We start from the raw sequence: 24,990 nt of genomic DNA on the forward strand, positions 1-24,990 counted from the left end.
GGGCGGCGGGGGGGGCGGCGGACACGGGGGCGGCGGCCCGTGGCCCGGGTGGCCACCGAAGACCGCCGGGCAGCGGCCGGGCCGCCCCGCCCGGCGCCGCCGCACCCGGCCGCGGCGGCTGGTGCCCACCTGGCGGACGGTGCTGGGCGGCACGCTGGTGGGCCTGCTGTTCCTGTGCGCCGCGCTGATCACCGGCTACCTGCTGGTCGAGATCCCCGAGCCCAAGTCGGCCGCGGCGGCGCAGAACAACGTCTACCTCTACGCCGACGGCTCCCAGCTGGCCCGCGTCGGCGAGGTCAACCGCGAGAACGTCCCGCTGTCCGAGGTCCCCGCCGCCGTGCGCCACGCCGTCCTCGCCGCCGAGGACCGCGGCTTCTACCACGACCCGGCCGTGGACATCCCGGCCATGATCCGCGCCGGCTGGAACATGCTGCGCGGCGGCGAACGGCAGTCCGGCTCCACCATCACCCAGCAGTACGTCAAGAACTACTACCTCGACCAGCGCCAGACCCTCACCCGCAAGGCGAAGGAACTGTTCATCGCCGTCAAGCTCGGCCGCGAGGTGGGCAAGGACGAGATCCTGGAGGGCTACCTCAACACCAGCTACTTCGGCCGCAACGCCTACGGCATCCAGTCCGCCGCCCAGGCGTACTACGGCAAGGACGCCGCCGACCTCACCACCGCCGAGGGCGCGTACCTGGCCGCGCTGCTCAACTCCCCCAACGCCTTCGACGTCCGCGCCAACCCGCAGAACACCGGACTCGCCACCGCCCGCTGGGAGTACGTGCTGGACGGCATGGTCTCCGAGGGCTGGCTGAGCGAGGAGCGGCGGGCGGAGATGACGTTCCCCCAGCCGCGGGAGATCACGCCGTCCTCCTCCCTCTCCGGCGAGCGCGGCTACCTGGTGGAGGCGGTCCAGCAGTACCTCGGGGAGCAGGGCATCGACGAACAGCGCCTGGCCGCGGGCGGGTTCCGCATCACGACCACCATCGAGCCGGACCGGCAGCAGGCGCTGACCGAGGCGGTGGACGAGCAGTTGGAGAGCGCGCTGCGCGAGGACCGGGAGCCCGACGCGTGGGTGCGCGCCGGGGCGACCTCGGTGGAGACGGACACCGGCCGGGTGGTGGCGATGTACGGCGGCCGGGACTACACGCTCCAGTACGTCAACAACGCGACGCGGCGCGACTATCAGGCCGCCTCGACCTTCAAGCCGTTCGTCTACGCCGCCGCGCTGGAGCACGGGTCGGAGACCCACGACGGCGAACGCATCGGCCCGGACACCGAGTACGACGGCGGCAGCGGCCGGGAGGTCGTCGGCCGGGACGGCGAGGGCACCGGCTGGTCGCCGGAGAACGAGGGCGACCAGGACCACGGCACGCTCACCGTCGGCGAGGCGATGGACAAGTCCGTCAACGCGGTCTTCGCGCAGATGGGCGCCGACGTCGGCCCGGCCCGGGTGAAGGAGACGGCGGTCGCGCTCGGCATCCCGGAGTCCACGCCGGGCCTGGACTCCGCCGAGGACTCCATCGCGCTGGGCACCGCCACCCCCAGCACCCTGGACCTGGCCGAGGCGTACGCCACACTCGCCGCGCACGGCGAGCACCGGCCCGCGGTGCTGGTGGAGAAGATCACCCGGAACGGCGAGGAGATCGACCTGCCCGAGCCGGAGAGCGCACGCGCCATCTCCCGCGAGGCGGCGGACGGCACGACGGCGATCCTGCGCGGCGTCGTCCGGGAGGGCACCGGCACGGCGGCCCAGTCGGCCGGCCGCCCGGCGGCCGGGAAGACCGGCACGGCGGAGCAGGACCGGGCGGCCTGGTTCGCCGGGTACACCCCCGAACTGGCCACGGTGGTCGCGATCTTCGGGCAGGACCCGGAGACCGGCGAGCAGCGGGAGCTGTACGGCGCGGCCGGGCAGGAGCGCATCAGCGGCGGCGGCTTCCCGGCCCGGATCTGGGGGCAGTACACGGCGGCGGCGCTGGCCGGGGAGCCGGTGCGGGAGTTCGACCTCGCCGTGGCCGAGCCGGAGCCCGACATCAACCCCGGCGACGGCCCGTCGGACGACGCGTCGCGGGCCCCGGAGGAGGAGCGCGCCCGGGAGCGCGGACCGGACGGCGAGGAGGAGGACGAGCGGCGCGAGGCGCCGTCCGGCACGCCGGAACCCACACCGAGCGGCGCGCCGGTGCCGCCGCCCGGCCAGTCGCCCGGTCCCCCGGAGGAACCGCGGGGCGGGCGCTCCCCGATCGAGTCGTTCCCCGGGGTGCCGCAGGCGATCGCGCCGTTCGTCCCCCGGCCGACCCCGGCCCCGGGCCCCGGCACGGCGGGGCCGACCGCCTCCCCCGGGACCGGCGAGCCCGCCTGACGGCGGGGGCGCGTACGGCCGGAGGCCGGGAGGTGTCCGGAGGTGTCTAGAGGTACAGACCGGTGGAGTCGTCGGTGCCCTGGAGGCGCTCGGCGGCGACCGCGTGCAGGTCCCGCTCCCGCATCAGCACGTACGACACGCCCCGCACCTCCACCTCGGCGCGGTCCTCGGGGTCGTAGAGCACCCGGTCACCCGGCTCGACCGTGCGGACGTTCTGCCCGACGGCGACCACCTCGGCCCAGTCGAGCCGGCGGCCGACGCGGGCCGTCGCCGGGATGACGATGCCGCCGGACGAGCGGCGCTCGCCCTCGGCGATGTCGGCCCGGACGAGCACCCGGTCGTGCAGCATCCGGATGGGCAGCTTGTCGTGGGTGGGGTGCGAACTCACGGGATGACCGTATCTCAGCGGGGCGGTGGGCAACTACCGGCGGCGGCGCCGGGACGACAGCACGAGCGTCCCGGCCAGCACCGCGATCAGCACGGCCGCCGGGACGACGCGGTCGAGCCGGGGCTCGCCCTCGTCGGACACGAACTGGGCCCGCACGCCGGTCACCGCGCGGTTGACCCGGACGACCGCGTTCCCCGCGGCCCGGTCGACGGCCGCCGCGGCGCGCGCCCTGGCGTCGCCCACGACGGTGCTGGGGTGGACCCTGACGCCGATCTCGTCGAGCGTGGCCGCGAGGTCCTTGCGCCGCTGGGCGATCCGCGCCTCGATATCCGCTCGTGTCCTGCCTGTCCCGGCCACGCTCACGCCTCCCTCGTCCCTGCCGCACACCACGGTTGTCATCGGGGTTGCCGCACAGTCTGTCAGGTCCCTTCGCGGCCTGCGCGCGGGATCCCCCGATTAGGCTGGGTGGCGCACTGCACACCGATCACGAGGAGCGAGGAGCAAGCCATGAGCGTGCGCCTGCAGCCGGGCGACCCGGCCCCCGCGTTCACCCTGCCCGACGCCGACGGCAAGCCGGTGTCGCTGGCCGATCACGCGGGGCGCAAGGTCATCGTGTACTTCTACCCGGCGGCGCTGACCCCTGGCTGCACCAAGCAGGCGTGCGACTTCACGGACAACCTGGCGCTGCTGGCCGGCGCCGGGTACGAGGTCATCGGGGTCTCCCCCGACTCCCCGGAGAAGCTGGGGAAGTTCCGCGCCAAGGAGGACCTGAAGGTCACCCTGGTCAGCGACCCGGACAAGGAGGTCCTGAAGGCGTACGGGGCGTTCGGGGAGAAGACGCTGTACGGGAAGACGGTCACGGGAGTGATCCGCTCGACGGTCATCGTGGACGAGGAGGGGAAGGTGGCGCGGGCGCTGTACAACGTCAAGGCCACCGGCCACGTCGCGAAGCTGATCAGAGACCTGGGCCTGTAGGCCCGCCGGACCGCCCACCCGGACCGAACGAAGGAGAACGTGGACGTGGCAGAGCGCAAGCCGATCGAGTCCTGGCTGACCGACATGGACGGTGTCCTCATCCACGAGGGGGTGCCGATCGCGGGGGCGGACCGTTTCCTGAAGAAGCTCCGGGAGTCGGGCAAGCCGTTCCTGGTCCTCACCAACAACTCGATCTACACCCGCCGCGATCTCCGGGCCAGGCTGGTGCGGATGGGTCTGGAGGTCCCCGCCGAGAACATCTGGACGTCCGCGCTGGCCACCGCGCAGTTCCTGGACATACAGCGGCCGGGCGGCACGGCCTACGTCATCGGCGAGGCCGGGCTGACCACGGCCCTGCACGACGTGGGGTATGTGCTCAGCGACGTGTCGCCGGACTACGTGGTGCTCGGCGAGACCAGGACGTACAGCTTCGAGGCGCTGACGAAGGCGATCCGGCTGATCAACGACGGGGCCCGGTTCATCGCGACCAACCCCGACCACACCGGCCCCTCGGCGGAGGGCGCGCTGCCCGCGACCGGGTCGGTGGCGGCGCTGATCACCAAGGCGACCGGCCGCGATCCGTACTTCGTGGGCAAGCCGAACCCGCTGATGATGCGGACCGGGCTCAACATGATCGGCGCGCACTCGGAGACCAGCGCCATGGTCGGGGACCGGATGGACACCGACGTGCTGGCCGGTCTGGAGGCGGGCATGGAGACGTTCCTGGTGCTGACGGGCCTGACGGGCCCGGAGGACGTGGAGCGCTATCCGTTCCGGCCCTCGGCCGTGGTCGACTCGATCGCGGATCTGGTCGACAAGGTCTAGGTGTGTTGTTCCGGGACGTTGGTGACACGCGTGCTGGGTGCTTGAACAGGTGAGGGCCTTCTGGTTTCGGTGTGGATTGCGAAGTCTGCACCGACGTCCAGGAGGCCCTCGTGTCCCACCGTAACGCCCCGCTGACTCCGACCGGCAGGCTGCGTCTGGCCCGGTGTGTCGTGGACGACGGCTGGCCGTTGCGCCGCGCGGCGGAACGTCCCCGTACGGGCCAATCGGGGGCCGCAGCGGATGCGGCGGGCGGCGAACCGGGAGATCTTCGGAACAAAGACCCGGAGGTGTTCCCCCATGGCCATCGCCCTCTCCCTGAAGCTCGTCCTGTGCGCGGGCGCCGTGACCCTGGCCGCCGCCGCGGGGTCGGGACCGGCCTTCGCCGAGGACGGCGTCGCGGAGACGCCGGGGACGCCCGGCGCGACGGAGACCGCCCAGGTGCGCGTCGAGCCGGTCAGCCCGCGCCCCGGGGACGACGTGGAGCTGCGGGTGCCCGGCTGTTCGGGCGAGTCGGGCACGGCCCGGTCGGCGGTGTTCGCCGCCGAGGCGCGGCTGACGCCCGCCCCCGACGGCGGCGGCCTGTTCGGCGAGGCCCGGGTCAGCGCCGCGGTGGAGCCCGGCGTGCACGCCATCGAGGTGGCCTGCGACGGTGAGGAGGCGAAGATCAGCGGTCGCCTCGTCATCACCGGCACGGACCCCACGCCCACCGGAGCGGAGACGCACCACGGGGCGCAGCCGCACGACGCGGGGCCGACCGCCCCGGTGCGGGCGGGCGGCGGCGGCACGGCGCCCGAGCCCGAGGACGCGGCGACGCGGATGAGCGGCGGCTCGGCCGGGCTGGCGCTGTTCTCCGGGGCGCTGGCCGGCGGCGCGATGCTGGCCGTCTGGCGGCTGCACGCCCGGGAGAAGTAAGTGATGACGGGCGTGCCGCGCGCCTCCGGCACCGGCCGCCTGCTCTCCGCCGTCGCCTGGACGGTGCTGCTGCTCGCCCTGTGGCTGTGGGGCCGGGAGCTGACCGACGGCGGCCTGCCCGGCGGGCTGCCGGGCCCCGGCGACGCCCCGGCCACCGGCCGCGCCGGGGACGGCGGCGCGCTGCCCGCGCCCGCCGAGCCGCTGACCGGGCACCCGGCGCCGCGCACGGTCGAGATCGATTCCATCGGCGTCCGCGCCGACATCGTGGCGCGGGACGTGGACGCCTCCGGCGGGGTGGAGCCGCCGCCGTTCGAGACCCCCGGGCTGGTCGGGTGGTACGCGGGCGGGCCGACGCCCGGCGCCGAGGGCGCGGCGGTGCTGGTGGGCCACGTGGACACCGAGAAGGAGCCGGCCGTCTTCTACGCCCTGAGCGACGTGCGGCCCGGCAGCGAGGTGCGGGTGACGCGGGCGGACGGCAGCGTCGCGGAGTTCACCGTGAGCGACGTCGAGGTGGTGGAGCGCGGCGACTTCGACGCGGAGTACGTCTACGGGCCGCACCGCGCGGGCGCCGCCGAGCTGCGGCTGATCACCTGCGGCGGCACGTTCGACCACGAACGCCGGAGCTACTCGGCGAACGTGGTCGTCTCCGCCTACCTCACGCGCTCCGCGGCGGCGTGAGCAGCTCCGCGACCAGCGGCGCCAGCGCGCGGAACGCCCGGCCCCGGTGGCTGATCGCGTTCTTCTCGGCCGGGGTCAGCTCGGCGCAGGTGCGGGTGTCGCCGTCGGGCTGGAGGATCGGGTCGTAGCCGAAGCCGCCCTCCCCGGCGGGCTCGTACCGCAGGGTGCCGCGCAGCCGCCCCTCCGCGACGCGCTCGGTGCCGTCGGGCAGGGCGAGCGCGGCGGCGCAGGCGAAGTGGGCGCCCCGGTGCGGCGCGGGCACGTCCGCCAGCTGGGCCAGCAGCAGTTCCAGGTTGGCCCGGTCGTCGCCGTGCTTCCCGGCCCAGCGGGCCGAGAAGATGCCGGGCGCCCCGCCCAGCACGTCGACGCACAGCCCGGAGTCGTCCGCGACGGCGGGCAGCCCGGTGGCGCGGGCCAGCGCGTGCGCCTTGAGCAGCGCGTTCTCCGCGAACGTGACGCCGGTCTCCCGGACATCGGGGACCTCGGGAAACGCGTCGGCCCCCACCAGCTCCACCGCCGGCCCCGACTCGGCCAGGATGGCGCGCAGTTCGGAGACCTTGTGGGCGTTGCGGGTGGCGAGGACGAGACGCTGCTGTGCGGTGCCGGTCATGCGCCCGATTATGGCAAGCGCCGCGCCGGGGCGGTGACGACGGCGGGGCGGGGCCTCCGGGTCGTGGCGGGCGGCTCCCGGACTCGGTACGGGCGGGCCGGCCGAGGGCTCCCGACGGGCGCCCGGCCGGACGGCGCGGATCATGGCTCGTGCGGCGGGGGCTCCTCCCGGCCTCCTCCGGAACTGGCGTCCGGGAGGCGCGACGCGGCGACGCGCCCGGGCCGGAGGGGCGTCGTGGCCCGGCGGAGGTCCGGTGGCGAGGCCCTACTCCGAGCAGGCGTCGGTGAGTTCGCCGGTGGCGTCGAACAGGGGCGAGATGTCGACGGCCGCGCCGCTCTCGAAGCCGGACTCGATGCTGTCCAGGGCCTGCTGGATCGAGTCCGCCGCCGCGCTGACGTCCGCGTCGTCCACGTCGTTCTGCACGTCCTCGACGTTCCCCGTCAGGGTGTCCGCGGCGTCCGCGAACGCCTCCGGGTCGCCCGCCTCGACGGCCTGGCCCAGCGCCTCGGCCGCGCTGGTGACCTCCACCGCGAGCCGGGCGCAGTCCACGGCCTGCTGCAGGTCGCAGCCGACGGTGAACCCGGCGGTCAGTGCCGTCGCCGTCAACACCCCTGTGGGCAGAGCCAGCTTCACGGACTTCATCGTTCCCTCCCCGGTCGTACTCATTCGTTGCGTTTCTACCCTACGGCCAGTGCCGCGCGCTGCGCGCCGTCGAGCTGGGCACAGCCGATGAGCGCGAGGTCCAGCAGGGCGTCGAGCTCGGTCCGGTGGAACGGCGCGCCCTCGGCGGTGCCCTGCACCTCCACGAAGCGGCCGTCGCCCGTGCAGACCACGTTCATGTCGGTCTCGGCGCGCACGTCCTCCTCGTAGGCGAGGTCGAGCATCGGCACGCCGCCGACGATGCCGACGCTGACGGCGGAGACCGCGCCCGTCAGCGGCTGCGCCTTGCTCTTGATCAACTTGTGCCGCTGGCCCCAGGCGACGGCGTCGGCGAGCGCCACGTACGCCCCGGTGATGGCGGCGGTCCGGGTGCCGCCGTCGGCCTGGAGCACGTCGCAGTCGAGGACGACCGTGTTCTCGCCCAGCGCCTTGAAGTCGATCACGGCGCGCAGCGAGCGGCCGATGAGGCGGGAGATCTCGTGCGTCCGGCCGCCGATCTTGCCGCGCACGGACTCGCGGTCGCCACGCGTGTTGGTGGCCCGGGGCAGCATCGCGTACTCACTGGTGACCCAGCCCTCGCCGCCGCCGCGCCGCCAGCGCGGGACGCCCTCGGTGACGCTGGCGGTGCACAGCACCCGGGTGTCCCCGAAGGAGACGAGGACCGACCCCTCGGCGTGCTTGCTCCAGCCGCGTTCGATCGAGACGGGTCGGAGCTGGTCGGCCGCGCGGCCGTCGATGCGAGACATGGGAGCGAGCCTAGTCCGTCCCGGCCCGCCCTCCGCAGGGGCCGGGACCGGACGTCGGCGCTCAGACCTCGTAGACGGCGCCCGGACGGGCCAGCTCGACCGGGCCGCCGAAGACGGCCTTGGCGTCGCAGAGGTTGACCTGGGCGTCGGTCCACGGCGGGATGTGGGTGAGCACGAGGCGCTCGGCTCCGGCGTCCCGCGCGTACTCGCCGGCCTCCCGGCCGTTGATGTGGACCTCGGGCAGGTCCTCCTTGCCGTGCGTGAAGGAGGCCTCACACAGGAACAAATCGACGCCGTGGGCGAGTTCTGACAACGCGTCGGAGTGGCCGCTGTCCCCGGAGTAGGCGAACGACCGGCCGCCGTACTCGACGCGGAAGCCGAAGGTCTCGACGGGGTGCGTCACCTGCCGGGCCGTGACCGTGAGCGGCCCGAGCCGGTACGTGGCACCCGAGGTGAGGGTGCGGAAGTCGAACACCTCGCTCATGGACTGGTCCGAGGGCGTGTCGGCGTAGGCCGTGGTGAGCCGTCGTTCGGTGCCCCGCGGACCGTAGACCGGGAGGGCGTCGCAACGGCCGCCCTCGTGGCGGTAGTAGCGGGCGACGAAGTACCCGCACATGTCGATGCAGTGGTCGGGATGCAGATGGCTGATCGCGATCGCGTCGATGTCGTACAGCCCGCAGTACTTCTGTAGCTCGCCGAGGGCGCCATTGCCCATATCCAGGAGCAGCCGGTAGCCCTCGGCCTCGATGAGATAACTGGAGCAGGCCGAGTCCGCGGACGGGAAAGACCCCGAGCAGCCGACGACGGTGAGCTTCATTGAAGGGGGAACCTCCGTAGTGGGGTTCGAACGACTGTAAGTCGCGACAGGCCCCGCCGCCCCACGCGTGGGCCACTCTGTGGGCGGAATCACCAGGCCGGGGTATGTGGTGTATGGCGAGGCTCACACCGGCCGGTCACAGGCGGCTGCGCGACCTCACGCGGATGGCCTGGAGGAGCCCGACGGCGATCCAGACGGCGAACATCGAGGAGCCGCCGTAGGACAGGAACGGCAGCGGCAGACCGGTGACGGGCATGATGCCCAGCGCCATGCCCATGTTCTGGAAGCTCTGGAACGCGATCCACGTCACGATGCCGACGGCGACGATCGTGCCGTAGCGGTCGGGCGCGTGGACCGCGATCCGGCAGCCGCGCAGCAGGACCACGCCCAGCAGCACGATCACCAGCCCGGCCCCGGCGAAGCCCAGTTCCTCGCCGACGACGGTGAAGATGAAGTCGGTGTGCTGCTCGGGCACGAACTGGCCCAGCGTCTGGCTGCCGTGGAAGAGGCCCTGGCCGGTGAGCCCGCCCGAACCGATCGCGATCCGGGCCTGGTTGGTGTTGTAGCCGACGCCGGCCGGGTCGAGGGCGGGGTTGGCGAAGGCGGCGAACCGGTTGATCTGGTACTCGTCGAGGAGCCCGAGCTGCCACACGGCGAGCGCGCCCGCCACGCCGAGGCCGAGCAGTCCGATGATCCAGCCGCGGCCGGTGCCGGAGGCGAGCAGGACGCCCAGCGCGATGGCGGCGATCACCATGGTCTGGCCGACGTCGGGGCAGAGCAGCACGAGGGCGGCGGGCACGGCGGCCAGGCCGAGCGCCTGGAGTACGGCGCGGCTGTCGGGGCGCGGCCGGTGGTCGTTCTCCAGCGGGGCGGCGAGCAGGGTCGCCATGGCGAGCACGACGCCGACCTTGACCAGCTCCGAGGGCTGGAACGCGAAGCCGCCGCCCAGCTTGATCCAGCTCCGGGAGCCGTTGACGGAGGAGCCGAGCGGGGTGAGGACGGCGGCCGAGAGGATCACGGACAGGCCGTACAGGACGGGCACGGCGGTGCGCAGCCGGATGTGGCCCAGCCAGATCATCCCGGCGGCGAGCCCGAGGCCGACGCAGACGTTGAAGAAGTGGCGCAGCAGGAAGTACTCGGGGTCGCCGTTGTTGAGGTCGGTGCGGCCACGGGTGGCCGAGTAGACCAGGAGGGTGCCGAGGAGGGAGAGCGTCACGGCGGCACCGAGCAGCGGCCAGTCCAGCCGCCGTGCGAGGGAGTCCCTGGCGGTGATCCTGGTCCAGACGGTCTGTTCGCCGGCCACCTTCGGACGGGTGTAGCTGCGCACGGTCACGGCACGACCATACGTGTCCGTGCCGCGACGGTGCGTGATCTGCGCCCGGGGCCGCGTCCCCGGGTCAGGCCCAGAGCTGCCCGTGCAGGCGGGCGACGGCCTCCTCGGTGGACGCGGCGGTGTAGATGCCGGTGGAGAGGTACTTCCAGCCGCCGTCGGCGACGACGAAGACGATGTCGGCCTCCTCGCCGGCGCGGACGGCCTTGCGGCCCACGCCGATCGCCGCGTGCAGGGCGGCGCCGGTCGAGACGCCCGCGAAGATGCCCTCCTGCGCCAGCAGCTCCCTGGTGCGGGTGACGGCGTCGACGGAGCCGACCGAGAAGCGGGAGGTGAGCACGGACGCGTCGTACAGCTCGGGGACGAAGCCCTCGTCCAGGTTCCGCAGGCCGTACACCAGGTCGTCGTAACGCGGCTCGGCGGCGACGATCTGGATGCCGGGGCGGTGCTCCCGCAGGTACCGGCCGACGCCCATGAGGGTGCCGGTGGTACCGAGGCCGGCCACGAAGTGGGTGATCGAGGGCAGGTCGGCGAGGATCTCGGGGCCGGTGGTGGCGTAGTGGGCGCCCGCGTTGTCCGGGTTGCCGTACTGGTAGAGCATCACCCAGTCGGGGTGCTCGGCGGCCAGCTCCTTGGCGACGCGGACGGCGGTGTTGGAGCCGCCCGCGGCGGGCGAGGAGATGATCTCCGCGCCCCACATCGCGAGCAGCTCCCGCCGCTCGGAGGAGGTGTTCTCCGGCATCACGCAGACGATCCGGTACCCCTTGAGCCGGGCGGCCATGGCCAGCGAGATCCCGGTGTTGCCCGAGGTGGGCTCCAGGATCGTGCAGCCGGGCGTGAGGCGGCCGTCCTTCTCGGCCTGCTCGATCATGAACAGCGCGGGGCGGTCCTTGATCGAGCCGGTGGGGTTGCGGTCCTCCAGCTTCGCCCAGATCCGCACGGAGTCGGCGGGCGACAGCCGCGGCAGGCGGACCAGCGGGGTGTTGCCGACCGCGGCGAGCGGGGAGTCGAAGCGCATCAGCGCATGCCTCCGGCGACGGCGGGCAGGATGGTGACGCTGTCGCCGTCGCTCAGCTTGGTGGCGATGCCCTCCAGGAAGCGGACGTCCTCGTCGTTGAGGTAGACGTTCACGAAGCGGCGCAGGTCGCCGCTCTCCTCGACCAGCCGGTCCTTGATGCCCGGGTGCTGGGCGTCGAGGTCCGCGAACAGCTCGGCGAGGGTGTCCCCGCTGCCCTGCACGGCCTTCTGCCCTGCGGTGTAGGTGCGGAGGATGGTCGGGATGCGGACCTCGATGGCCATGGGAACTCCTGGTGTGAGGCGTGCAGACGTGCGGGCGTGCGTGCGGACGGGAGGGCGGGCGGCAGATCAGCGAGGCGCGGTACACATGGCGCTGGCCAGGCGGCACAGGTCGACGTGCAGACGTGCCACGAGCAGCGCACCGGCCGGTCGTTCGTCGCTCACGTCGTGGAGAACCATGGCCTCATCGTATCGATTCCCGGCCCGCCCTCCGGGGGCGCGTATCGCCATCCGGACGGACCGTCTCAGACGACGGTGACCTCCTCCTCGGTGACCTGACCGTCCACGATACGGAAGGACCGGAAGGAGACCGGGCCCTCGCCGTTGCCGCACTCGGCGGTGGAGACCAGGACGTAGTGCGCGCCGGGCTCGTTGGCGTACGAGATGTCGGTGCGGGAGGGGTACGCCTCGGTGGCGGTGTGCGAGTGGTAGATCACCACGGGCTCCTCGTCGCGGTCGTCCATCTCGCGGTAGAGCCGGAGCAGGTCGCCGGAGTCGAACTCGTAGAACGTGGGCGAGCGGGCCGCGTTGAGCATCGGGATGAACCGCTCCGGCCGGTCGCTCCCGGCCGGTCCGGCGATCACCCCGCACGCCTCGTCCGGGTGATCGGCGCGGGCGTGGGCCACGATCCTGTCGCGCAGTTCCTGGGTGATGGTCAGCATGCCGCCAGCCTAGATCGGCCCTCGGCGACTGCTCCGTGAGGGTGAGCGACCCGGCGCCGGCGGGGACCGGGGCGGGGTCTTCGGCCGCTACGGGAGCAGCGTCTCGACCAGTGACTCCTGGAGGCCGCCGAGCCAGAAGTACGCCATCACCATCGGCTTGTCCGGGTCGCTGTCGGGGAGGTCGAACAGGCTGTCCGTACCGGCGTCGTCCGTGATGCCGAGGCGGGTGGCGATGGTCAGCCGCAGGTCGTTGAGCGCGCCGAGCCACTGGCGGGACTCGTCGGGCTTGAGCGTCAGGACGGCGCCGGCCGCGCCGGAGGCGCTCGCCTCGCTGGCGACCGCGTCCAGGCCGCGGACCATGGCCAGCAGGTCCTCCCGCTTGCGCCCGCGCAGGTCGGTCTCCGTGAAGCGGCGGAACTCGGCGGACAGCCGGCGGGTCTCCTCGTCCTGCTCCGCGCCCGGCTCGCCGTACGCGTCGGGGAAGAGCCGGGCGAGGGCCGGGTCGCGCGGGGGCTCGCTGGGGCCGCCCGCGTCGAAGAGGGCGTCGAGGGCCTCCAGCGGGTCGCCGTCGCCCGCGCCGCCGCCGTTGCCGTTGCCGTTGCCGGGGGTGCGGTCCGGGCCGATCAGCTCCAGGAGCTGGACGGCGAGGCTGCGGAGGATGGAGATCTCCATCTCGTCCAGCGCGATCGCCGCGCCGCCCCGCTCACCGCCGGCGGGCGCCGCCGGTTCGAAGTACCCGGCCATCAGCGGTCCTGCTGCAGCGTCGCCCAGAGCCCGTAGCCGTGCATCGCCTGCACGTCCCGTTCCATCTCCTCCCGGCTGCCTTGGGAGACGACCGCGCGGCCCTTGTGGTGGACGTCCAGCATGAGCTTCTTCGCCTTGTCCTTCGGATAGCCGAAATAGGTCTGGAAGACATAGGTCACGTAACTCATGAGATTGACCGGATCGTTGTGGACGATCGTGACCCATGGCACATCCGGCGCCGGCTCCTCGGCCGACTTCGTCCCGTACTCGGTCCGTTCGATCTCCATGGGGATGGCACTCACGCCTCCATGCTGCCACCATCCCCCACCCGGCGCCCAAACGGCCGGGCCGACGCCACACCCCCAGATATCGTCAAACTGACGAGATCAGAGGTAGGCTTGGTCCCATGGATGCCATGGACGACGCGGGGCTCGGTCTGCCGGTGCCGGTGCCCTCGACCGCGCTCTTCACCGACCAGTACGAGCTCACGATGCTCCAGGCCGCGCTGCGGGCGGGCACGGCCCACCGCCGCTCGGTCTTCGAGGTCTTCACCCGCCGCCTGCCCGAGGGCCGCCGCTACGGGGTGGTGGCGGGCACCGGGCGGGTCCTGGACGCCGTGGAGAACTTCCGTTTCGAGGCGCCCATCCTCGACTTCCTGCGCGAGCGCGGGATCGTCGACGGCCGGACCCTGGACTGGCTGGCCGGCTACCGCTTCGGCGGCGACGTCCACGGCTACCCGGAGGGCGAGGTGTACTTCCCGGGGTCCCCGGTCCTGCGGGTGACGGGGACGTTCGCGGAGTGCGTGCTGCTGGAGACGGTGATCCTGTCGATCCTCAACCACGACAGCGCCATCGCCGCCGCGGCCTCCCGGATGGACGTGGCCGCCGCCGGCCGGCCGCTGATCGAGATGGGCGCCCGGCGCACCCACGAGCTGTCCGCCGTCGCCGCCGCCCGTGCCGCGTACGTCGGCGGCTTCTCGTCCACCTCGGACCTGGCCGCCGGGTTCCGCTACGGGATCCCCACGGTGGGCACCAGCGCGCACGCGTTCACCCTGCTGCACGACTCGGAGCGGGACGCGTTCACCGCCCAGGTGGAGTCGCTGGGCGGCGGGACGACGCTGCTGGTGGACACGTACGACGTCGCCGAGGCCGTCCGCACGGCCGTGGAGGTGGCCGGGCCGGACCTGGGGGCGGTGCGGATCGACTCCGGGGACCTGCTGGTGGTCGCGCACCGGGTGCGGCGCCAGCTCGACGAGCTGGGGGCCACCAGGACCAGGATCGTCGTGACCAGCGACCTGGACGAGTACGCCATCGCCTCGCTCGCGGCGGCCCCGGTGGACGCGTACGGGGTCGGCACCCAGCTCGTCACCGGCAGCGGGCACCCGACGTGCTCGATGGTCTACAAGCTGGTGGCGCGCGCGGCGGGCGACGGCCCGGACGCGCCGCTGGTGCCGGTCGCCAAGAAGTCGTCGGGCGGCAAGCTGTCGATCGGCGGCGTCAAGTGGGCGGCCCGGCCCCTGGACGCGCACGGGGTCGCGGAGGCCGAGGTGGTCGGCACCGGCCCGGTGCCGGAGGAGCTGGCGGACCGGCGGGTCGGCGTGGAGCTGATCCGCGGCGGCCGGGTCCTCGCCCGCGAGCGCCTGGACACGGCCCGCGACCGCCACCGGGAGGCCCGCGCGGGGCTGCCGCTGTCGGCCACCCAGCTCTCCCGGGGCGAGCCCGTGCTCCCGACGCGCTATGTCGGAGCCGGGATCTAAGCTCGGAATCAGCCACCACCAGAACCCGTCATCGATATCCGAAGAGGTGTCCCCATGCATCGCGCACTGATCGTCGTCGATGTGCAGAACGACTTCTGTGAGGGGGGCAGTCTGGCGGTCCCCGGCGGATCGGACGTCGCCGCCGCCATCACGGACCTGATCGGCGCGGCGACCCCGGCGTACCGGCACGTCGTGGCGACCCGTGACCACCACATCTCACCCGGTGACCACTTCTCCGACCAGCCCGACTTCACGCACTCCTGGCCGCGCCACTGCGTGGCCGGGACCGAGGGCGTCGGCTTCCACCCGAACTTCGCGCCGGCCGTCACCTCGGGCGCCGTGGAGGCCTGCTTCGACAAGGGCGCGTACGCGGCGGCGTACAGCGGCTTCGAGGGCACCGACGAATCGGGCACGGGCCTGGCGGACTGGCTCCGGGCCAGGGACGTGTCGGCGGTGGACGTCGTGGGCATCGCCACGGACCACTGCGTGCGGGCCACGGCCCTGGACGCGGTGGCGGCCGGGCTGACCACCCGGGTGCTGCTGGGCCTGACCGCCGGGGTGGCGCGGGAGACGGTGGACGTGGCGCTGCGCGAGATGGCGGCGGCGGGCGTGGAGCTCTCCGGCGAGCCGGTGGTCCGCGCGGCCTGAACGGGCTCCGGACCGGTCCCCGGCCCGTCCCGGGCGGCCCTAGGCCACGCGGGACGGGCGGGGCGCGGGGCGCGGGGCGCGCCCGGGGCGGCCCAGCAGGCGTGCCATGGGGTGCCAGCCCTCGGTGACGACGGCCGGCGTGGAGCGCCAGACGATGCCCTCGGGGTGGTGCAGCACGGCCGAGATCTCGTCGGGGGTGGGGGGCGCGCCGTTGCCGCGGAGGTAGACCGAGCGCAGGCCGAGGTTCCGCAGCCGGGTCAGGGCCCGCGCCCGGTTCGCCGCGTGGACCAGCACCCGCACGGCCCGGGCGGGCGCGTCGGGGCGGGGCAGGGCGAGCGCGACGACGACACTGCCGTCGGGGAGCTGGACGAAGCCTCCATCGGCCATGGGGAACCTCTCGTGCGGCGGAACGCGTGGACCCCACATCCTTACGCGCTCGGCCGCCGCCCGTCGAGGGCGGCGGCCGAGACGTGCACTGACCTGCACTTTTCTGTCAGATAAGATCACTTTCCATCAGATCATGACGGAAGGTGATCAGCTCCTCACCTGTCGCTGGGCTCGATCCGGACGGTCATCGGCTGGGTGCCACTCGCCGGCTGGGAGAGGACGGTGATCCTGGTGTTCGTATCCGGGACCATGACGCTGTTCGCCGGGCTCTCCTCGTGCCAGTAGGTCCCCCGGCGGTCGTCGAAGACCGGGTTCCCGAGAGCGGCGGGCAGCGTCGTCGGCTCGCCGTCCTGGTGCAGCGTCACCGGCTTCACCGGCAGGAGGCCGAACGTCGCGTCCCGCGTCTGGACCCGGTTGCGGATCAGCGTGCCGTCCGGCCAGTGCTCCGGCGTCGCGTGGGCGTCCACCGGCAGGATCAGCCCCACGCCGGGGTGCCGGCTGACGTCGTTGTCGAGCTGCGAGGTGTCCCACAGCCACACCAGCATGCCGCTCTGGTAGGCAAAGTGCTCCACCCAGCGCGGCTCGGTGTCCTGGAAGCCGAAGTTGTACGGCCCGGTGCGCAACGTCCGGTCGTAGCCCACGTACTGGCGGTTCTGCACGATGTAGAACTGCGGGTACGAGTCGGTGACGGACGCGCCCACGACGGCGAATCCGTCGGCCGACCAGTCCCCTTCGCCGCTCTCCGCGTCGTCGGAGAAGACGGTCTCACCGTCGGCGGTGACCGTGATGGCGTCGGCGGTGAACCCGGTCCCGGCCACCGAGCCGTCCGTCTGGTAGCGGAAGCGCAGCTCCACCGGAGCGCCCGCGTAGGCGTCCAGCGGGAACGACAGGGCCCGGTCGCCGCCCGACTCGCCCGTCAGCACGGCCCGGTCGGCGCTGTCGCGCGGCAGCGGCTCGCCGTCCGCCGTGCCGTCCAGCGGAGTCCAGGTCGCGCCGCCGTCGGCGGACGCCTCCACGTACAGGTAGTCGTAGCCCTCCTCGATGCTCCACCACCCGGTCAGGTCGAGGGAGGCGTCGGAGGCACCGGTCAGGTCCACCGGGCGGGACAGGGTGTTGCTCAGGTCGTCGCCCGAACCGCTCCACCACTGCGCGGCGCCCTGGGCGGGCTCGTGTATGTCCGTGGTGACGGTCTTCTCCGGCAGCTCCACGATCACGGCCTGGGTCGCGGGATGGTGGTTCCCCTCGGGGTAGGCGAGGGAGGACGCGCCGAGCTGGTGCGTCGACCGGGTCGCGGCCCGCGCCACCTCGTAGTCCAGCCAGCCGAGTTGCAGCTTTTCCCAGGGGCCCATGTCGTTGGGCAGCGCGCCGATGGTGCCGTCGCCCTCGCCGAGCCAGGAGCCGGACGACATCAGGGTCCAGAAGCCGGTGCCGTTCTCGCCGCCCTGGGTGTCGTACAGGTCGGGCAGGCCCAGGTCGTGCGTGAACTCGTGGGCGAAGACGCCGAGTCCGCCGTTCTCCGGCTGGATCGTGTAGTCGCCCACCCAGATCCCGGTGTCCGCGATCTCGGTGCCGCCCACCGGGTTGTACGCCGGACCGGTGGTGCCCATCTGGTCCGCGAACGCGTACCAGCGGTGGGCCCAGATGGCGTCCTCGCCCTCCGCGCCGCCGCCGGCCGACTCGTCCTCGCCGGCGTGCACGATCTGGAAGTGATCGAGGTAGCCGTCAGGCTCGTCGAAGTCGCCGTCGCCGTCGTAGTCGTAGCGGTCCTGGTGGTCGTAGTCGGCGAGCCTGGCGGCCAGTTCCTCCGGGGTCGCGCCCGCGGCGAGCTGGTCCTCGTACCAGGCGTTGACGCCGTCGCTCACCACGTTCCACACCGAGCGGCAGACGTTGGAGCCGCAGGCGTTGTTGCCGTACCTGGCCTCGTTGTAGTCGACCGTGACCCAGTCGCTGACCTCGCCGTCGATGGTGTAGCGGCCCGAGGACTGCCGCTCGAAATACTGCTTCATCGACGGGACATCGGGGTCCTCGGAGTAGTAGAGGTCCTCGTAGTACCGCCGGTCGAAGTCTTCCTGCCAGATAGTGGAATTGTCCGCCGAACGGTCCGGCTCCGGGATCTCGTTGACCCGCGGGCCGGGGTCACCGCCGTAGTCCGGGTGGATCCGGTCACCGAACTCGACCAGGATCGTGAAGATCTTGTCGGTGCCGGTGGTGGCCACCTCCACGAACTCGCCGTCGCTGAGCTCCACCACCTCGGAGCCGCCGCTCGAACGGGCGGTCGCCTCACCGGAGATGAGCTGCTGTTGCGCCTCCTGCCGCTGGACCTCGCTCTTTTCCGCCAGAGGGTTCTCCAGGTGCGGTTCCGCGCCGAACAGCCGCTCCGCGCCGGGCCCTTCGCTCGAGGCCTCGGGTGTCCGGGCGGTGGCCGGACCGGTCGGGACGAGCACCGTCGCGCCGATGGCGGCGATGGCCGCCGCGGCAGCGGCAGCGGCGGATCTCTTGGATCGCTTTCCCGTGATCACGTGTTCGTCGGTCCTCCCCTGCGCACGCAGTGATGTGACGGGACGCATTTGACATGAGTGCGGCAGAAAAAGACAGACCCTGATTCACCCTCAGGGGCAACCACGGGCTGCAAACCCTCTGTGGAGGACATGACCCCGTGCGCCCCCCGTGCTCCGGGAGTGCGCGTAAGGTCACGCTTACCGGGCGGCGCGCCGGGGCATCGAAGCCCGTGGACGACACCCCGCCGGGACGGCACCGAAGGACGGACAGGACATGAGGCACGCGACGCCCGCGCAGATCGCCCGCGGTTCGGTCACGGTCATCTCCGTGACGTTCGTCGCGCTGATCCTCGCTCCACAGGCGTCGGGGGCCGCGGTGGCGCTGATCGCGGTGGCCGCCCTCGTGCTCGGCGTCGTGGCCGCGGTGGCGGTCCGGACCCGGCGGCGCGCCGCCGCCCCGGCGCGGCAGCCGTCCTCCCCCACCGCGCCCGAGCAACCCGGCGTCCGCGTCTGACGACCGGACGGCGGCGGACGGCGGACAGCAGCCGGCGGACGGGCTAGGGCTAGGGCTAGGGGACCGAGACCACCACGGTCTTCGCGGCCTTGTCGTGCAGACACTGCCGGTAGGGCCGGTCCCAGGTGCAGAACAGGACGTTCACCAGCCAGAAGAGGAAGCCGAAGCACGGCACCAGCTGCGGCAGCGCGTACACCCCGGCACGGGTCCAGCCCGGCGCGCCGCGCGGCACGGCGCCGTTCGCGAGCATCGCGACCCGCACACGCATGAGTATCTTGCCGACCGTCTGGCCCCGGGCGCTGAGCATCAGGCCCTCGTAGACGAAGTACACCAGCAGCACGATCGTCTGCTGGAGGTAGGAACTCCCGTCCCCGTCGTTGAACTTGTAGTCACCCGTGGCCGGCCAGAGGAGAAGCGTCACCGGGATCCCGACGATGAGCGCGTCGATGATCCGGGCCAGCAGGCGCCGCCCCAGCGAGGCCAGCGGCGGCATCCCGGCCAGCGGATCGACGGCGCCGCCCGCGCCTCCGTACGGATTCTCGCCGTACGGACCGGCGCCGAACGGGTCGGCGGGCGGGGGCGCCTTGGGGAGCCCCGGCTCCTCGCCGGGGCCGGGCTGCGGCTGCTCGGTGCTCATGGCAGCCAGTCCACCCCGGATCGGGCCGCCCCGCATCCCGGAGCGGGACGATCCGGGGAGCGGGTGCGGCCGAGCGGGTCAGTCCGGCCGCTTGGCGCCCGCGACGAAGGTGCGCGCCGCCTTGTCGTGCCAGCCCTGCCGCCAGGGCCGGTCGCGCACGGCCAGCAGCACGCTGACGAGGCCCACGGCGACCAGCGAGAGCAGGTGGTACACCAGCCAGCGCAGCGTCGCCGCGCCGAACGACGGCTTCTCCTGCTGCTCCACGTCCAGCACCCGCAGCTTGACCAGGGCCTTGCCCGGCGTGCGGCCCCAGAACGCGGTCGGCAGCGCCTCCACGAGGAACCCGACGAGCAGGAACACCCCGATGACCAGGGCCAGGTAGCCGCCCGTGGTGCCGTCGATGAGCGGGATCGTGTCGTTGACCCCGGCCCGCTCGGCCGCCTCGATCTTCTCGTCGATGTGATCCCGCGCCTGCCCGACCAGCGGCAGCGCGACCGCGACGGCGGCGCCGAGCGGCAGCAGGGAGTCCACGACGCGCGCCACGAGCCGCCGCCCGAGCCCGCCCGGATACGCCTGCCCGGGGTCGGTGAACGCGCCGATCACGGTGAGCGGGGCGCCCTGGTGCGACTGGAGGAAGGGCGACTGCGGCACCTGCGGGGCCTGCTGCCGCGGATACCCGTACCCGCCGGGAGCGGGCCCGGCCTGCGGCGCCGGGGTCTGCTGCTGCGGATAGCCGTACCCGGGCGCGGGCTGCGGCACGGGCGGCGCGGGCTGGGGCTGGGGCTGGACCGGAGGCTGCGGCTGGACCTGCGGCGGCTGCGGCCGGGCCTGCGGCGGCTGTGCGGGGCCGGGCTGCCGCGGCGGCGCCTGCGGCGCGGCGGCCTGCGGGGGAACGGACGGCGGCGCCTGGACCGGGGCGGGAGCCGACGGCTGCGGCTGCGGCGGCGCCTGGACCGGCACGCCCTGCGGGGGCGCGCTCTGCCGCGGCGGCTGCTGGGCCTGGGGCGGCTGGGCCAGCTCGCGGACCTGGCGCTCCCACGAGCCGTCGGCGGGCAGCCGCAGGGCCGCCGTGTGCTCCGTGGCGTCCGGCTCGGGCGTCGCCCGCGGCTCGGGCTTCGCCGGCGGCTGCTGCGAGCCCTCGGCGGGCGCGCGGAGGAACTGGCCGCGCGGATCCACCCGGCCCCCCGCCGGGACGGGCGACGCGCTGACGTCCTCGTCCGCCCCCCAGGTGACCCGCTGGTCCGCGCCGAACCCGGACTGCTGGCCGGCGTCCGCCCGCCAGGCGCTGCCCGGCTCGTCCTGCCGCGCGGGCGCCACTTCGCCGCGCCTGCGGAGCTCCGGCAGCGCGTCGCCGCCGCCCGCGGCGGGCGCGGACGGCTCGGCCGCGGGCGCGGACGGCCCGGCGGCGGGCGGGGCGGGGTCCTCGTCGAAGAAGAAGGGCTGCGTCTCCTCCCGGGCGGCCGGGACGGCCGGGGCGGGCGCGGCCTGCGGGGCCGCCGCGCCGGCCGGCGGCGCGGGCACCGGCTCGCCCGCCCCCGGCTCGGGCCGGCTGCTGCCGGGCACCCAGGCAGTGCCGTTCCAGTACCGGATGTAGCCGGGGATGGACGGGTCCGGATACCAGTTGGGCCCCGGGCCGCCGCCTGCGCTACCTGTGGGCGGGGAGCCTGCGGGTGGGGAGCTCATGCGGATCCGAATCTCCTCGTCCGTGCAGTGCTGGTCTGTCTCCGGGGTATGCATGGTAGTCGCCGGGCGACACCCGCTGCCCCAGTCATGCGTCGAGAGGGACCTTAGCCAACTCCCGGCCCGGCGTGAGAGCCGCCTTCGGTGAACTCGGCGAGATCGAGGCGCCAATCGTTGCACCGCATCCAGTGGCCCCTGGGGTACTCGACGTCGATCGGGCCCAGCAGCGCGAAGCCCGCCTTGCGGCAGACCGCGTTCGACGCCGGGTTCGCCACGGCGGGGAACGCGTGCAGATACCGGTGCCCGCGCGCGGAGGCCGCCGCCCGCGCCGTCGCCACGGCGGCGGCCGTGGCGACGCCCCGCCCCTGGAACTCGGGCAGCACGTGCCACCCCGTCTCGTAGACCGGGGTCCCGTCCGCCCGCTCCGTCTCCCAGAAGCCGATGGAGCCCGCGGGCACCCGCTCCGGCAGCAGCAGCACCCGGAACATCCGCCCCCGGCCCGTGCCGGGCAGCGCCAGATACCGCTGGTGCCGGTCCAGCAGCTTCTGCTCCGGCTCGGGGCCGCCGAGGTGCGTCATCAACTCCGGCGCGTTCTGCCGCCGGAGCAGCGCGAGGTCCTCCTCGCTCCACGGCACCAGGCTCACCAGTGGTTCCCGTCTCATGACCCCGACCGTACCGCCCGCCACTGACAGTGACGGGCCCGGCCGGGGCGGGGCCGGCCGGCGGGACGAGGCGGGAAGGCTGTGAAGAATCCGGGAAGTGGCGTAATCGCCGGCCGCCCGCCACCTCTCTCCCCCCGAACGGAACGCTCACCCCCACGGGAGAGAAAGAGAAACGCCATGTACACGATCATCGAGTCCGAGCTCGCCCTCCACCTGGTGCTCTCGCCCGAGCGCAGCATCCCCGTCCCCGCCCTGCTGCGCTACCGCTCGGACGACCCCTTCGCCGTGCACATCACCTTCCACCTGGGCTCGGAGGCCCCCGTGCACTGGACCTTCGCCCGCGACCTGCTCGTGGAGGGCGTCTTCCGCCCCTCGGGGCAGGGCGACGTCGTCCTGTGGCCCGCCCGGGACGAGGGCAGGAATGTCGTCTGGCTCTCGCTGCGGTCCCCGGAGGGCGACGCCCTGCTGCGGGCCCCGGCCGCCGCGCTCTCGGCCTGGCTGGAGCGGACCATGCGGCTGGTGCCGCCGGGCGCGGAGACCGAGCAGGTCGACGTGGACGAGGCGCTGCGCGCCCTGCTCACCCCCTCCCCCGCCGAGGGGTCAGGAGACGCCGCCGGATGACATCCGCGCCGCGTGCCGCACCAACGGGAGGACCCGCAGCGGGACCGGGTTCTCCATGACGATCGCCGTCGAGGAACGCACGATGCCCCCGAAGCCCACCACCGTGTCGATGACCCGCTGCAGGTCCTCGTTCGAGCGGGCGACCAGCCGGCAGAGCATGTCGCCCTGGCCGGTGATGGTGTGCAGTTCGAGCACCTCGGGCACGGCCGCCAGGTGGCGGCGCACTTCCTCGCCCTGCCCCTGCTTGATCTCCAGCGTGGCGAACGCGGTGACCGGGAAGCCGATCGCGGCCGGGTCGACATCGGGGCCGAACCCGCGGATCACCCCGCCCGAGCGGAGCTTCTCCAGCCGGGCCTGGGCCGTGCCGCGCGCCACGCCGAGCCGCCGCGACGCCTCCAGCACGCCGATGCGGGGCTCGCGTGCGAACAGCTCGATCAGCCGTGCGTCCAACTCGTCGATGGCCATCGTCGCCCTCCCTGGACAACCTGTGCAGAACGATCGACGCTACGCGCGTCTCACTATGCAGCCTGCTCAGCGATCACGTGAACTATTGCACAGCCTGCGGAGCTGGCGCACCCTGCCCGTATGACCCAGTCCACAACGGCAGACCCGTTCCCCGTCCTCGGGATGGACGCGGTCGTCTTCGCCGTCGGCAACGCCAAACAGGCCGCGCACTACTACACAACGGCGTTCGGGATGACCCCCGTCGCCTACCGGGGACCGGAGAACGGCCACCGCGAGACCGCCAGTTACGTGCTGGAGTCCGGCACCGCGCGGTTCGTCCTGACCTCGGTCATCCGGCCCTCGACGCCGGAGGGGCACGCGCTGGCCCGCCATGTCGCCGAGCACGGTGACGGCGTGGTGGACCTCGCCATCGAAGTCCCCGACGCGCGGGCCGCGTTCGCGCACGCCGTCGAGCACGGCGCGCGCCCGCTGTCCGGGCCGCGCGAACTCTCCGACGACAACGGCACGGTGGTGGTCGCCGCCATCGCCACCTACGGCCAGACGCGGCACACCCTGGTCGAACGCGCCGACTACAAGGGCCCCTACCTCCCGGGCTTCGTGCCCGCCGAGCCGCCGCTCCCGGCGGGCGCTCCCGGCCGTCCCCGGACGTTCCAGGCGGTGGACCACTGTGTGGGCAACGTCGAACTCGGGCGCATGGACGAGTGGGTGGACTTCTACCGCCGCGTCATGGGCTTCACCAACATGAAGGAGTTCGTCGGCGACGACATCGCCACCGAGTACTCGGCGCTGATGTCCAAGGTCGTCGCGGACGGCACCCGCAAGGTCAAGTTCCCCATCAACGAGCCCGCGCCGGGCCGGAAGAAGTCGCAGATCGACGAGTACCTGGAGTTCTACGGCGGGCCCGGCGTGCAGCACATCGCGCTGGAGACCGAGGACATCGTGCACGCCGTGCGGGCCATGCGCGCGTCCGGTGTGGAATTCCTGGACGTCCCGGGCACGTACTACGACACCCTCGGCGCGTGGGTGGGCGAGACCCGGGTGCCGGTCGGCACGCTGCGCGAGCTGTCGATCCTCGCCGACCGGGACGAGGACGGCTACCTCTTGCAGATCTTCACCAAGCCGGTACAGGACCGCCCGACGGTCTTCTTCGAGTTGATCGAACGGCACGGCTCGCTGGGATTCGGCAAAGGGAACTTCAAGGCTCTCTTCGAAGCGATCGAGCGTGAACAGGCCCGGCGAGGGAATCTTTAGAGCACCACCCCCCACAGCCGCCCCCGCGACCTGCACTCGCGGGGGCGGTTCGCGTGAGCGGCGGGGTCAGCAGGAGGGCACGGACTCCCCGGCGTCGAGCGCCCGCAGACTGGCGACCGCGTCCCGCAGCGTGGCGACCGGGATCAGCCGCAGCCCCTCCGGCAGGTTGGCGCTCGCGTCCGCGCACTCGTCGCGCGGCACCAGGAAGACGGTGGCGCCGTCCCGCCCGGCCCCCTGGGTCTTCAGCGGCACGCCGCCCACGGCCCCGACCGTCCCGTCCGCGTCGATGGTCCCGCTGCCGGCCACGATCCGGCCACCGGTGAGGTCACCGCCCGCGCCGTCGCCCGCCAGCAGCTCCACGATGCCCAGCGACAGCAGCAGCCCGGCGCTGGGCCCGCCCACCTCGCCGAGGTCCAGCTCCACCGTCACGTCGTCGGCGTCCAGACCGAGGTAGGACAGGGCGGCGGCCACCGCCGCGTCCTGCGACTCGCGCATCTGCGCGTTGTTGTGCTCCCTGATCTCCTCGGTGCTGTCGCCCACCGGGTAGACCGCCTCGCGCGGCATGACGGCCTCGTCCGCGGACACGAACCCGCCGATCACGTCCGCCAGCCGCACGGTGGCGTCCGGCGAGGTCGCGGTGATCGTGGTGACCAGCAGTTCACCGGAGGGGTCACGGACCGGCGCCCCGGAGATGGTGATCACCGGTTCCCCGTCGTGCTCGCCGAGCACGTCGGCGGTCAGGCCGGGGTGGGTCACCGAGAACGGCAGCGGCGCGAGGGACGCCGCCGCGAGCAGGGCGGCGACGGGCGCGGCGCACATGGCGAGCATCAGCGGCCTGCGGCGGGCGGCCGGCGACGGCGGGGCCG

30 protein-coding genes and 1 pseudogene are annotated in these 24,990 nt (G+C 73.3%); 11 read left to right on the plus strand and 20 right to left on the minus strand.

Going from position 1 to position 24,990, the window contains the following annotated elements; all coding sequences use genetic code 11:
• Positions 1 to 2,362, plus strand: a 2,362-nt coding sequence (locus tag ACSNOC_RS02165; RefSeq protein WP_436745467.1) for a transglycosylase domain-containing protein, incomplete at its 5' end; no start/stop codon positions are given.
• A 46-nt stretch (positions 2,363 to 2,408) separates the two neighbouring features.
• Here the strand turns inward: ACSNOC_RS02165 and ACSNOC_RS02170 are convergent.
• The gene (locus ACSNOC_RS02170; protein ID WP_436745528.1) at positions 2,409 to 2,711 is read right to left on the minus strand and encodes a GroES family chaperonin; all 303 of its coding nucleotides are present in this window, start codon (positions 2,709 to 2,711) and stop codon (positions 2,409 to 2,411) included.
• Positions 2,712 to 2,783: 72 nt separating this feature from the next.
• Positions 2,784 to 3,149 (minus strand): DUF3618 domain-containing protein, encoded by a 366-nt coding sequence (locus tag ACSNOC_RS02175; protein ID WP_436745468.1) that lies wholly within the window; start codon positions 3,147 to 3,149, stop codon positions 2,784 to 2,786.
• 108 nt (positions 3,150 to 3,257) lie between these two features.
• Between ACSNOC_RS02175 and bcp the strand changes: the two genes are divergently transcribed.
• The 5 genes and pseudogenes from bcp to ACSNOC_RS02200 all read left to right on the plus strand — a co-directional run bounded on the left by bcp (position 3,258) and on the right by ACSNOC_RS02200 (position 6,140).
• Entirely contained in the window at positions 3,258 to 3,725 is a 468-nt protein-coding gene (bcp, locus tag ACSNOC_RS02180) for a thioredoxin-dependent thiol peroxidase (RefSeq protein WP_436745469.1), read from the plus strand.
• A gap of 45 nt (positions 3,726 to 3,770) precedes the next feature.
• Positions 3,771 to 4,550 carry an HAD-IIA family hydrolase gene (locus ACSNOC_RS02185; RefSeq protein WP_436745470.1) on the plus strand — a complete coding sequence of 260 codons (780 nt, stop codon included), beginning with the start codon at positions 3,771 to 3,773 and terminating at the stop codon, positions 4,548 to 4,550.
• Positions 4,551 to 4,660: 110 nt separating this feature from the next.
• Positions 4,661 to 4,759, plus strand: a pseudogene (locus ACSNOC_RS02190) (leucine zipper domain-containing protein); the annotation flags it as partial.
• An 88-nt stretch (positions 4,760 to 4,847) separates the two neighbouring features.
• A complete protein-coding gene (locus ACSNOC_RS02195; protein ID WP_436745471.1) occupies positions 4,848 to 5,462 on the plus strand; it encodes a hypothetical protein in 615 nt (204 codons plus the stop codon).
• Positions 5,463 to 5,465: 3 nt separating this feature from the next.
• A complete protein-coding gene (locus ACSNOC_RS02200) occupies positions 5,466 to 6,140 on the plus strand; it encodes a class F sortase (protein ID WP_436745472.1) in 675 nt (224 codons plus the stop codon).
• On the opposite strand, the gene rdgB is transcribed toward ACSNOC_RS02200, so the two are convergent.
• From rdgB to clpS, 11 genes are all read right to left on the minus strand, one after another.
• Positions 6,118 to 6,750 carry an RdgB/HAM1 family non-canonical purine NTP pyrophosphatase gene (gene rdgB / locus ACSNOC_RS02205; RefSeq protein WP_436745473.1) on the minus strand — a complete coding sequence of 211 codons (633 nt, stop codon included), beginning with the start codon at positions 6,748 to 6,750 and terminating at the stop codon, positions 6,118 to 6,120. The genes ACSNOC_RS02200 and rdgB overlap by 23 nt on opposite strands.
• 264 nt (positions 6,751 to 7,014) lie before the next feature.
• The gene (locus ACSNOC_RS02210; protein ID WP_436745474.1) at positions 7,015 to 7,392 is read right to left on the minus strand and encodes a hypothetical protein; all 378 of its coding nucleotides are present in this window, start codon (positions 7,390 to 7,392) and stop codon (positions 7,015 to 7,017) included.
• Positions 7,393 to 7,427: 35 nt separating this feature from the next.
• Positions 7,428 to 8,156, minus strand: coding sequence for a ribonuclease PH (gene rph / locus ACSNOC_RS02215; protein ID WP_436745475.1), 729 nt, complete (start codon positions 8,154 to 8,156; stop codon positions 7,428 to 7,430).
• A 61-nt stretch (positions 8,157 to 8,217) separates the two neighbouring features.
• Positions 8,218 to 8,973, minus strand: coding sequence for an MBL fold metallo-hydrolase (locus ACSNOC_RS02220; RefSeq protein WP_436745476.1), 756 nt, complete (start codon positions 8,971 to 8,973; stop codon positions 8,218 to 8,220).
• A gap of 136 nt (positions 8,974 to 9,109) precedes the next feature.
• Positions 9,110 to 10,306, minus strand: a complete 1,197-nt coding sequence (gene rodA / locus ACSNOC_RS02225; protein WP_436745477.1) for a rod shape-determining protein RodA — start codon at positions 10,304 to 10,306, stop codon at positions 9,110 to 9,112.
• 64 nt (positions 10,307 to 10,370) lie between these two features.
• Complete coding sequence (locus ACSNOC_RS02230; RefSeq protein WP_436745478.1) at positions 10,371 to 11,321, minus strand: PLP-dependent cysteine synthase family protein; 951 nt, start codon at positions 11,319 to 11,321, stop codon at positions 10,371 to 10,373.
• The gene (locus tag ACSNOC_RS02235; protein ID WP_436745479.1) at positions 11,321 to 11,602 is read right to left on the minus strand and encodes a MoaD/ThiS family protein; all 282 of its coding nucleotides are present in this window, start codon (positions 11,600 to 11,602) and stop codon (positions 11,321 to 11,323) included. Before ACSNOC_RS02235 ends, ACSNOC_RS02230 begins: the two co-directional genes overlap by 1 nt.
• A gap of 66 nt (positions 11,603 to 11,668) precedes the next feature.
• Positions 11,669 to 11,779, minus strand: a complete 111-nt coding sequence (locus tag ACSNOC_RS02240; protein ID WP_324612859.1) for a putative leader peptide — start codon at positions 11,777 to 11,779, stop codon at positions 11,669 to 11,671.
• 65 nt (positions 11,780 to 11,844) lie between these two features.
• Entirely contained in the window at positions 11,845 to 12,261 is a 417-nt protein-coding gene (locus ACSNOC_RS02245) for a Mov34/MPN/PAD-1 family protein (protein WP_436745480.1), read from the minus strand.
• Between the two features lie 87 nt (positions 12,262 to 12,348).
• Complete coding sequence (locus ACSNOC_RS02250) at positions 12,349 to 13,005, minus strand: DUF2017 domain-containing protein (RefSeq protein WP_436745481.1); 657 nt, start codon at positions 13,003 to 13,005, stop codon at positions 12,349 to 12,351.
• Positions 13,005 to 13,292 carry an ATP-dependent Clp protease adapter ClpS gene (gene clpS / locus ACSNOC_RS02255; protein WP_436745529.1) on the minus strand — a complete coding sequence of 96 codons (288 nt, stop codon included), beginning with the start codon at positions 13,290 to 13,292 and terminating at the stop codon, positions 13,005 to 13,007. The genes ACSNOC_RS02250 and clpS overlap by 1 nt, the downstream gene beginning before the upstream one ends.
• 128 nt (positions 13,293 to 13,420) lie before the next feature.
• Between clpS and ACSNOC_RS02260 the strand changes: the two genes are divergently transcribed.
• Positions 13,421 to 14,761, plus strand: coding sequence for a nicotinate phosphoribosyltransferase (locus ACSNOC_RS02260; RefSeq protein WP_436745530.1), 1,341 nt, complete (start codon positions 13,421 to 13,423; stop codon positions 14,759 to 14,761).
• 54 nt (positions 14,762 to 14,815) lie between these two features.
• Entirely contained in the window at positions 14,816 to 15,409 is a 594-nt protein-coding gene (locus ACSNOC_RS02265; protein ID WP_436745482.1) for an isochorismatase family protein, read from the plus strand.
• A 39-nt stretch (positions 15,410 to 15,448) separates the two neighbouring features.
• Here the strand turns inward: ACSNOC_RS02265 and ACSNOC_RS02270 are convergent, their stop codons facing one another.
• Both ACSNOC_RS02270 and ACSNOC_RS02275 read right to left on the minus strand, forming a co-directional pair.
• Positions 15,449 to 15,796: a hypothetical protein gene (locus ACSNOC_RS02270; RefSeq protein ID WP_436745483.1), complete on the minus strand. Its 348-nt coding sequence runs from the start codon at positions 15,794 to 15,796 to the stop codon at positions 15,449 to 15,451.
• 155 nt (positions 15,797 to 15,951) lie between these two features.
• Positions 15,952 to 18,315 carry an immune inhibitor A domain-containing protein gene (locus tag ACSNOC_RS02275; RefSeq protein ID WP_436745484.1) on the minus strand — a complete coding sequence of 788 codons (2,364 nt, stop codon included), beginning with the start codon at positions 18,313 to 18,315 and terminating at the stop codon, positions 15,952 to 15,954.
• Positions 18,316 to 18,568: 253 nt separating this feature from the next.
• Here ACSNOC_RS02275 and ACSNOC_RS02280 point away from each other — a divergent pair, with 253 nt between their 5' ends.
• Positions 18,569 to 18,808, plus strand: a complete 240-nt coding sequence (locus ACSNOC_RS02280; protein ID WP_436745485.1) for a hypothetical protein — start codon at positions 18,569 to 18,571, stop codon at positions 18,806 to 18,808.
• Positions 18,809 to 18,863: 55 nt separating this feature from the next.
• On the opposite strand, the gene ACSNOC_RS02285 is transcribed toward ACSNOC_RS02280, so the two are convergent.
• From ACSNOC_RS02285 to ACSNOC_RS02295, 3 genes are all read right to left on the minus strand, one after another.
• Complete coding sequence (locus ACSNOC_RS02285; protein WP_436745486.1) at positions 18,864 to 19,445, minus strand: RDD family protein; 582 nt, start codon at positions 19,443 to 19,445, stop codon at positions 18,864 to 18,866.
• 78 nt (positions 19,446 to 19,523) lie between these two features.
• Positions 19,524 to 21,128 (minus strand): RDD family protein, encoded by a 1,605-nt coding sequence (locus tag ACSNOC_RS02290; RefSeq protein WP_436745487.1) that lies wholly within the window; start codon positions 21,126 to 21,128, stop codon positions 19,524 to 19,526.
• 104 nt (positions 21,129 to 21,232) lie between these two features.
• Positions 21,233 to 21,787: a GNAT family N-acetyltransferase gene (locus tag ACSNOC_RS02295; protein ID WP_436745488.1), complete on the minus strand. Its 555-nt coding sequence runs from the start codon at positions 21,785 to 21,787 to the stop codon at positions 21,233 to 21,235.
• A 177-nt stretch (positions 21,788 to 21,964) separates the two neighbouring features.
• Between ACSNOC_RS02295 and ACSNOC_RS02300 the strand changes: the two genes are divergently transcribed.
• Entirely contained in the window at positions 21,965 to 22,408 is a 444-nt protein-coding gene (locus ACSNOC_RS02300) for an SsgA family sporulation/cell division regulator (RefSeq protein WP_436745489.1), read from the plus strand.
• Here ACSNOC_RS02300 and ACSNOC_RS02305 read toward each other — a convergent pair.
• Positions 22,388 to 22,873, minus strand: coding sequence for an Lrp/AsnC family transcriptional regulator (locus ACSNOC_RS02305; RefSeq protein ID WP_436745490.1), 486 nt, complete (start codon positions 22,871 to 22,873; stop codon positions 22,388 to 22,390). The genes ACSNOC_RS02300 and ACSNOC_RS02305 overlap by 21 nt on opposite strands.
• Positions 22,874 to 22,993: 120 nt before the next feature.
• Between ACSNOC_RS02305 and hppD the strand changes: the two genes are divergently transcribed.
• Entirely contained in the window at positions 22,994 to 24,124 is a 1,131-nt protein-coding gene (gene hppD, locus ACSNOC_RS02310) for a 4-hydroxyphenylpyruvate dioxygenase (RefSeq protein WP_436745491.1), read from the plus strand.
• 66 nt (positions 24,125 to 24,190) lie between these two features.
• Here the strand turns inward: hppD and ACSNOC_RS02315 are convergent, their stop codons facing one another.
• Positions 24,191 to 24,952, minus strand: coding sequence for a hypothetical protein (locus tag ACSNOC_RS02315; RefSeq protein WP_436745531.1), 762 nt, complete (start codon positions 24,950 to 24,952; stop codon positions 24,191 to 24,193).
• Between the last annotated feature and the right edge of the window lie 38 nt (positions 24,953 to 24,990).

The sequence above is a fragment of the Streptomyces sp. URMC 129 genome (assembly GCF_051386415.1).
GTDB lineage: Bacteria > Actinomycetota > Actinomycetes > Streptomycetales > Streptomycetaceae > Streptomyces.

What these genes read in the sequence shown, in the direction of transcription:
- ACSNOC_RS02170 (WP_436745528.1), bottom strand. Translation starts at nt 2,711, where the DNA reads ATGCTGCACGACCGGGTGCTCGTCCGGGCCGACATCGCCGAGGGCGAG.
- ACSNOC_RS02175 (WP_436745468.1), bottom strand. Translation starts at nt 3,149, where the DNA reads ATGACAACCGTGGTGTGCGGCAGGGACGAGGGAGGCGTGAGCGTGGCC.
- bcp (WP_436745469.1), top strand. Translation starts at nt 3,258, where the DNA reads ATGAGCGTGCGCCTGCAGCCGGGCGACCCGGCCCCCGCGTTCACCCTG.
- ACSNOC_RS02195 (WP_436745471.1), top strand. Translation starts at nt 4,848, where the DNA reads ATGGCCATCGCCCTCTCCCTGAAGCTCGTCCTGTGCGCGGGCGCCGTG.
- ACSNOC_RS02200 (WP_436745472.1), top strand. Translation starts at nt 5,466, where the DNA reads ATGACGGGCGTGCCGCGCGCCTCCGGCACCGGCCGCCTGCTCTCCGCC.
- rdgB (WP_436745473.1), bottom strand. Translation starts at nt 6,750, where the DNA reads ATGACCGGCACCGCACAGCAGCGTCTCGTCCTCGCCACCCGCAACGCC.
- ACSNOC_RS02210 (WP_436745474.1), bottom strand. Translation starts at nt 7,392, where the DNA reads ATGAAGTCCGTGAAGCTGGCTCTGCCCACAGGGGTGTTGACGGCGACG.
- rph (WP_436745475.1), bottom strand. Translation starts at nt 8,156, where the DNA reads ATGTCTCGCATCGACGGCCGCGCGGCCGACCAGCTCCGACCCGTCTCG.
- ACSNOC_RS02220 (WP_436745476.1), bottom strand. Translation starts at nt 8,973, where the DNA reads ATGAAGCTCACCGTCGTCGGCTGCTCGGGGTCTTTCCCGTCCGCGGAC.
- ACSNOC_RS02230 (WP_436745478.1), bottom strand. Translation starts at nt 11,321, where the DNA reads ATGCGCTTCGACTCCCCGCTCGCCGCGGTCGGCAACACCCCGCTGGTC.
- ACSNOC_RS02235 (WP_436745479.1), bottom strand. Translation starts at nt 11,602, where the DNA reads ATGGCCATCGAGGTCCGCATCCCGACCATCCTCCGCACCTACACCGCA.
- ACSNOC_RS02240 (WP_324612859.1), bottom strand. Translation starts at nt 11,779, where the DNA reads ATGGTTCTCCACGACGTGAGCGACGAACGACCGGCCGGTGCGCTGCTC.
- ACSNOC_RS02245 (WP_436745480.1), bottom strand. Translation starts at nt 12,261, where the DNA reads ATGCTGACCATCACCCAGGAACTGCGCGACAGGATCGTGGCCCACGCC.
- ACSNOC_RS02250 (WP_436745481.1), bottom strand. Translation starts at nt 13,005, where the DNA reads ATGGCCGGGTACTTCGAACCGGCGGCGCCCGCCGGCGGTGAGCGGGGC.
- clpS (WP_436745529.1), bottom strand. Translation starts at nt 13,292, where the DNA reads ATGGAGATCGAACGGACCGAGTACGGGACGAAGTCGGCCGAGGAGCCG.
- ACSNOC_RS02260 (WP_436745530.1), top strand. Translation starts at nt 13,421, where the DNA reads ATGGACGACGCGGGGCTCGGTCTGCCGGTGCCGGTGCCCTCGACCGCG.
- ACSNOC_RS02265 (WP_436745482.1), top strand. Translation starts at nt 14,816, where the DNA reads ATGCATCGCGCACTGATCGTCGTCGATGTGCAGAACGACTTCTGTGAG.
- ACSNOC_RS02270 (WP_436745483.1), bottom strand. Translation starts at nt 15,796, where the DNA reads ATGGCCGATGGAGGCTTCGTCCAGCTCCCCGACGGCAGTGTCGTCGTC.
- ACSNOC_RS02280 (WP_436745485.1), top strand. Translation starts at nt 18,569, where the DNA reads ATGAGGCACGCGACGCCCGCGCAGATCGCCCGCGGTTCGGTCACGGTC.
- ACSNOC_RS02285 (WP_436745486.1), bottom strand. Translation starts at nt 19,445, where the DNA reads ATGAGCACCGAGCAGCCGCAGCCCGGCCCCGGCGAGGAGCCGGGGCTC.
- ACSNOC_RS02290 (WP_436745487.1), bottom strand. Translation starts at nt 21,128, where the DNA reads ATGAGCTCCCCACCCGCAGGCTCCCCGCCCACAGGTAGCGCAGGCGGC.
- ACSNOC_RS02295 (WP_436745488.1), bottom strand. Translation starts at nt 21,787, where the DNA reads ATGAGACGGGAACCACTGGTGAGCCTGGTGCCGTGGAGCGAGGAGGAC.
- ACSNOC_RS02300 (WP_436745489.1), top strand. Translation starts at nt 21,965, where the DNA reads ATGTACACGATCATCGAGTCCGAGCTCGCCCTCCACCTGGTGCTCTCG.
- ACSNOC_RS02305 (WP_436745490.1), bottom strand. Translation starts at nt 22,873, where the DNA reads ATGGCCATCGACGAGTTGGACGCACGGCTGATCGAGCTGTTCGCACGC.
- hppD (WP_436745491.1), top strand. Translation starts at nt 22,994, where the DNA reads ATGACCCAGTCCACAACGGCAGACCCGTTCCCCGTCCTCGGGATGGAC.
- ACSNOC_RS02315 (WP_436745531.1), bottom strand. Translation starts at nt 24,952, where the DNA reads ATGCTCGCCATGTGCGCCGCGCCCGTCGCCGCCCTGCTCGCGGCGGCG.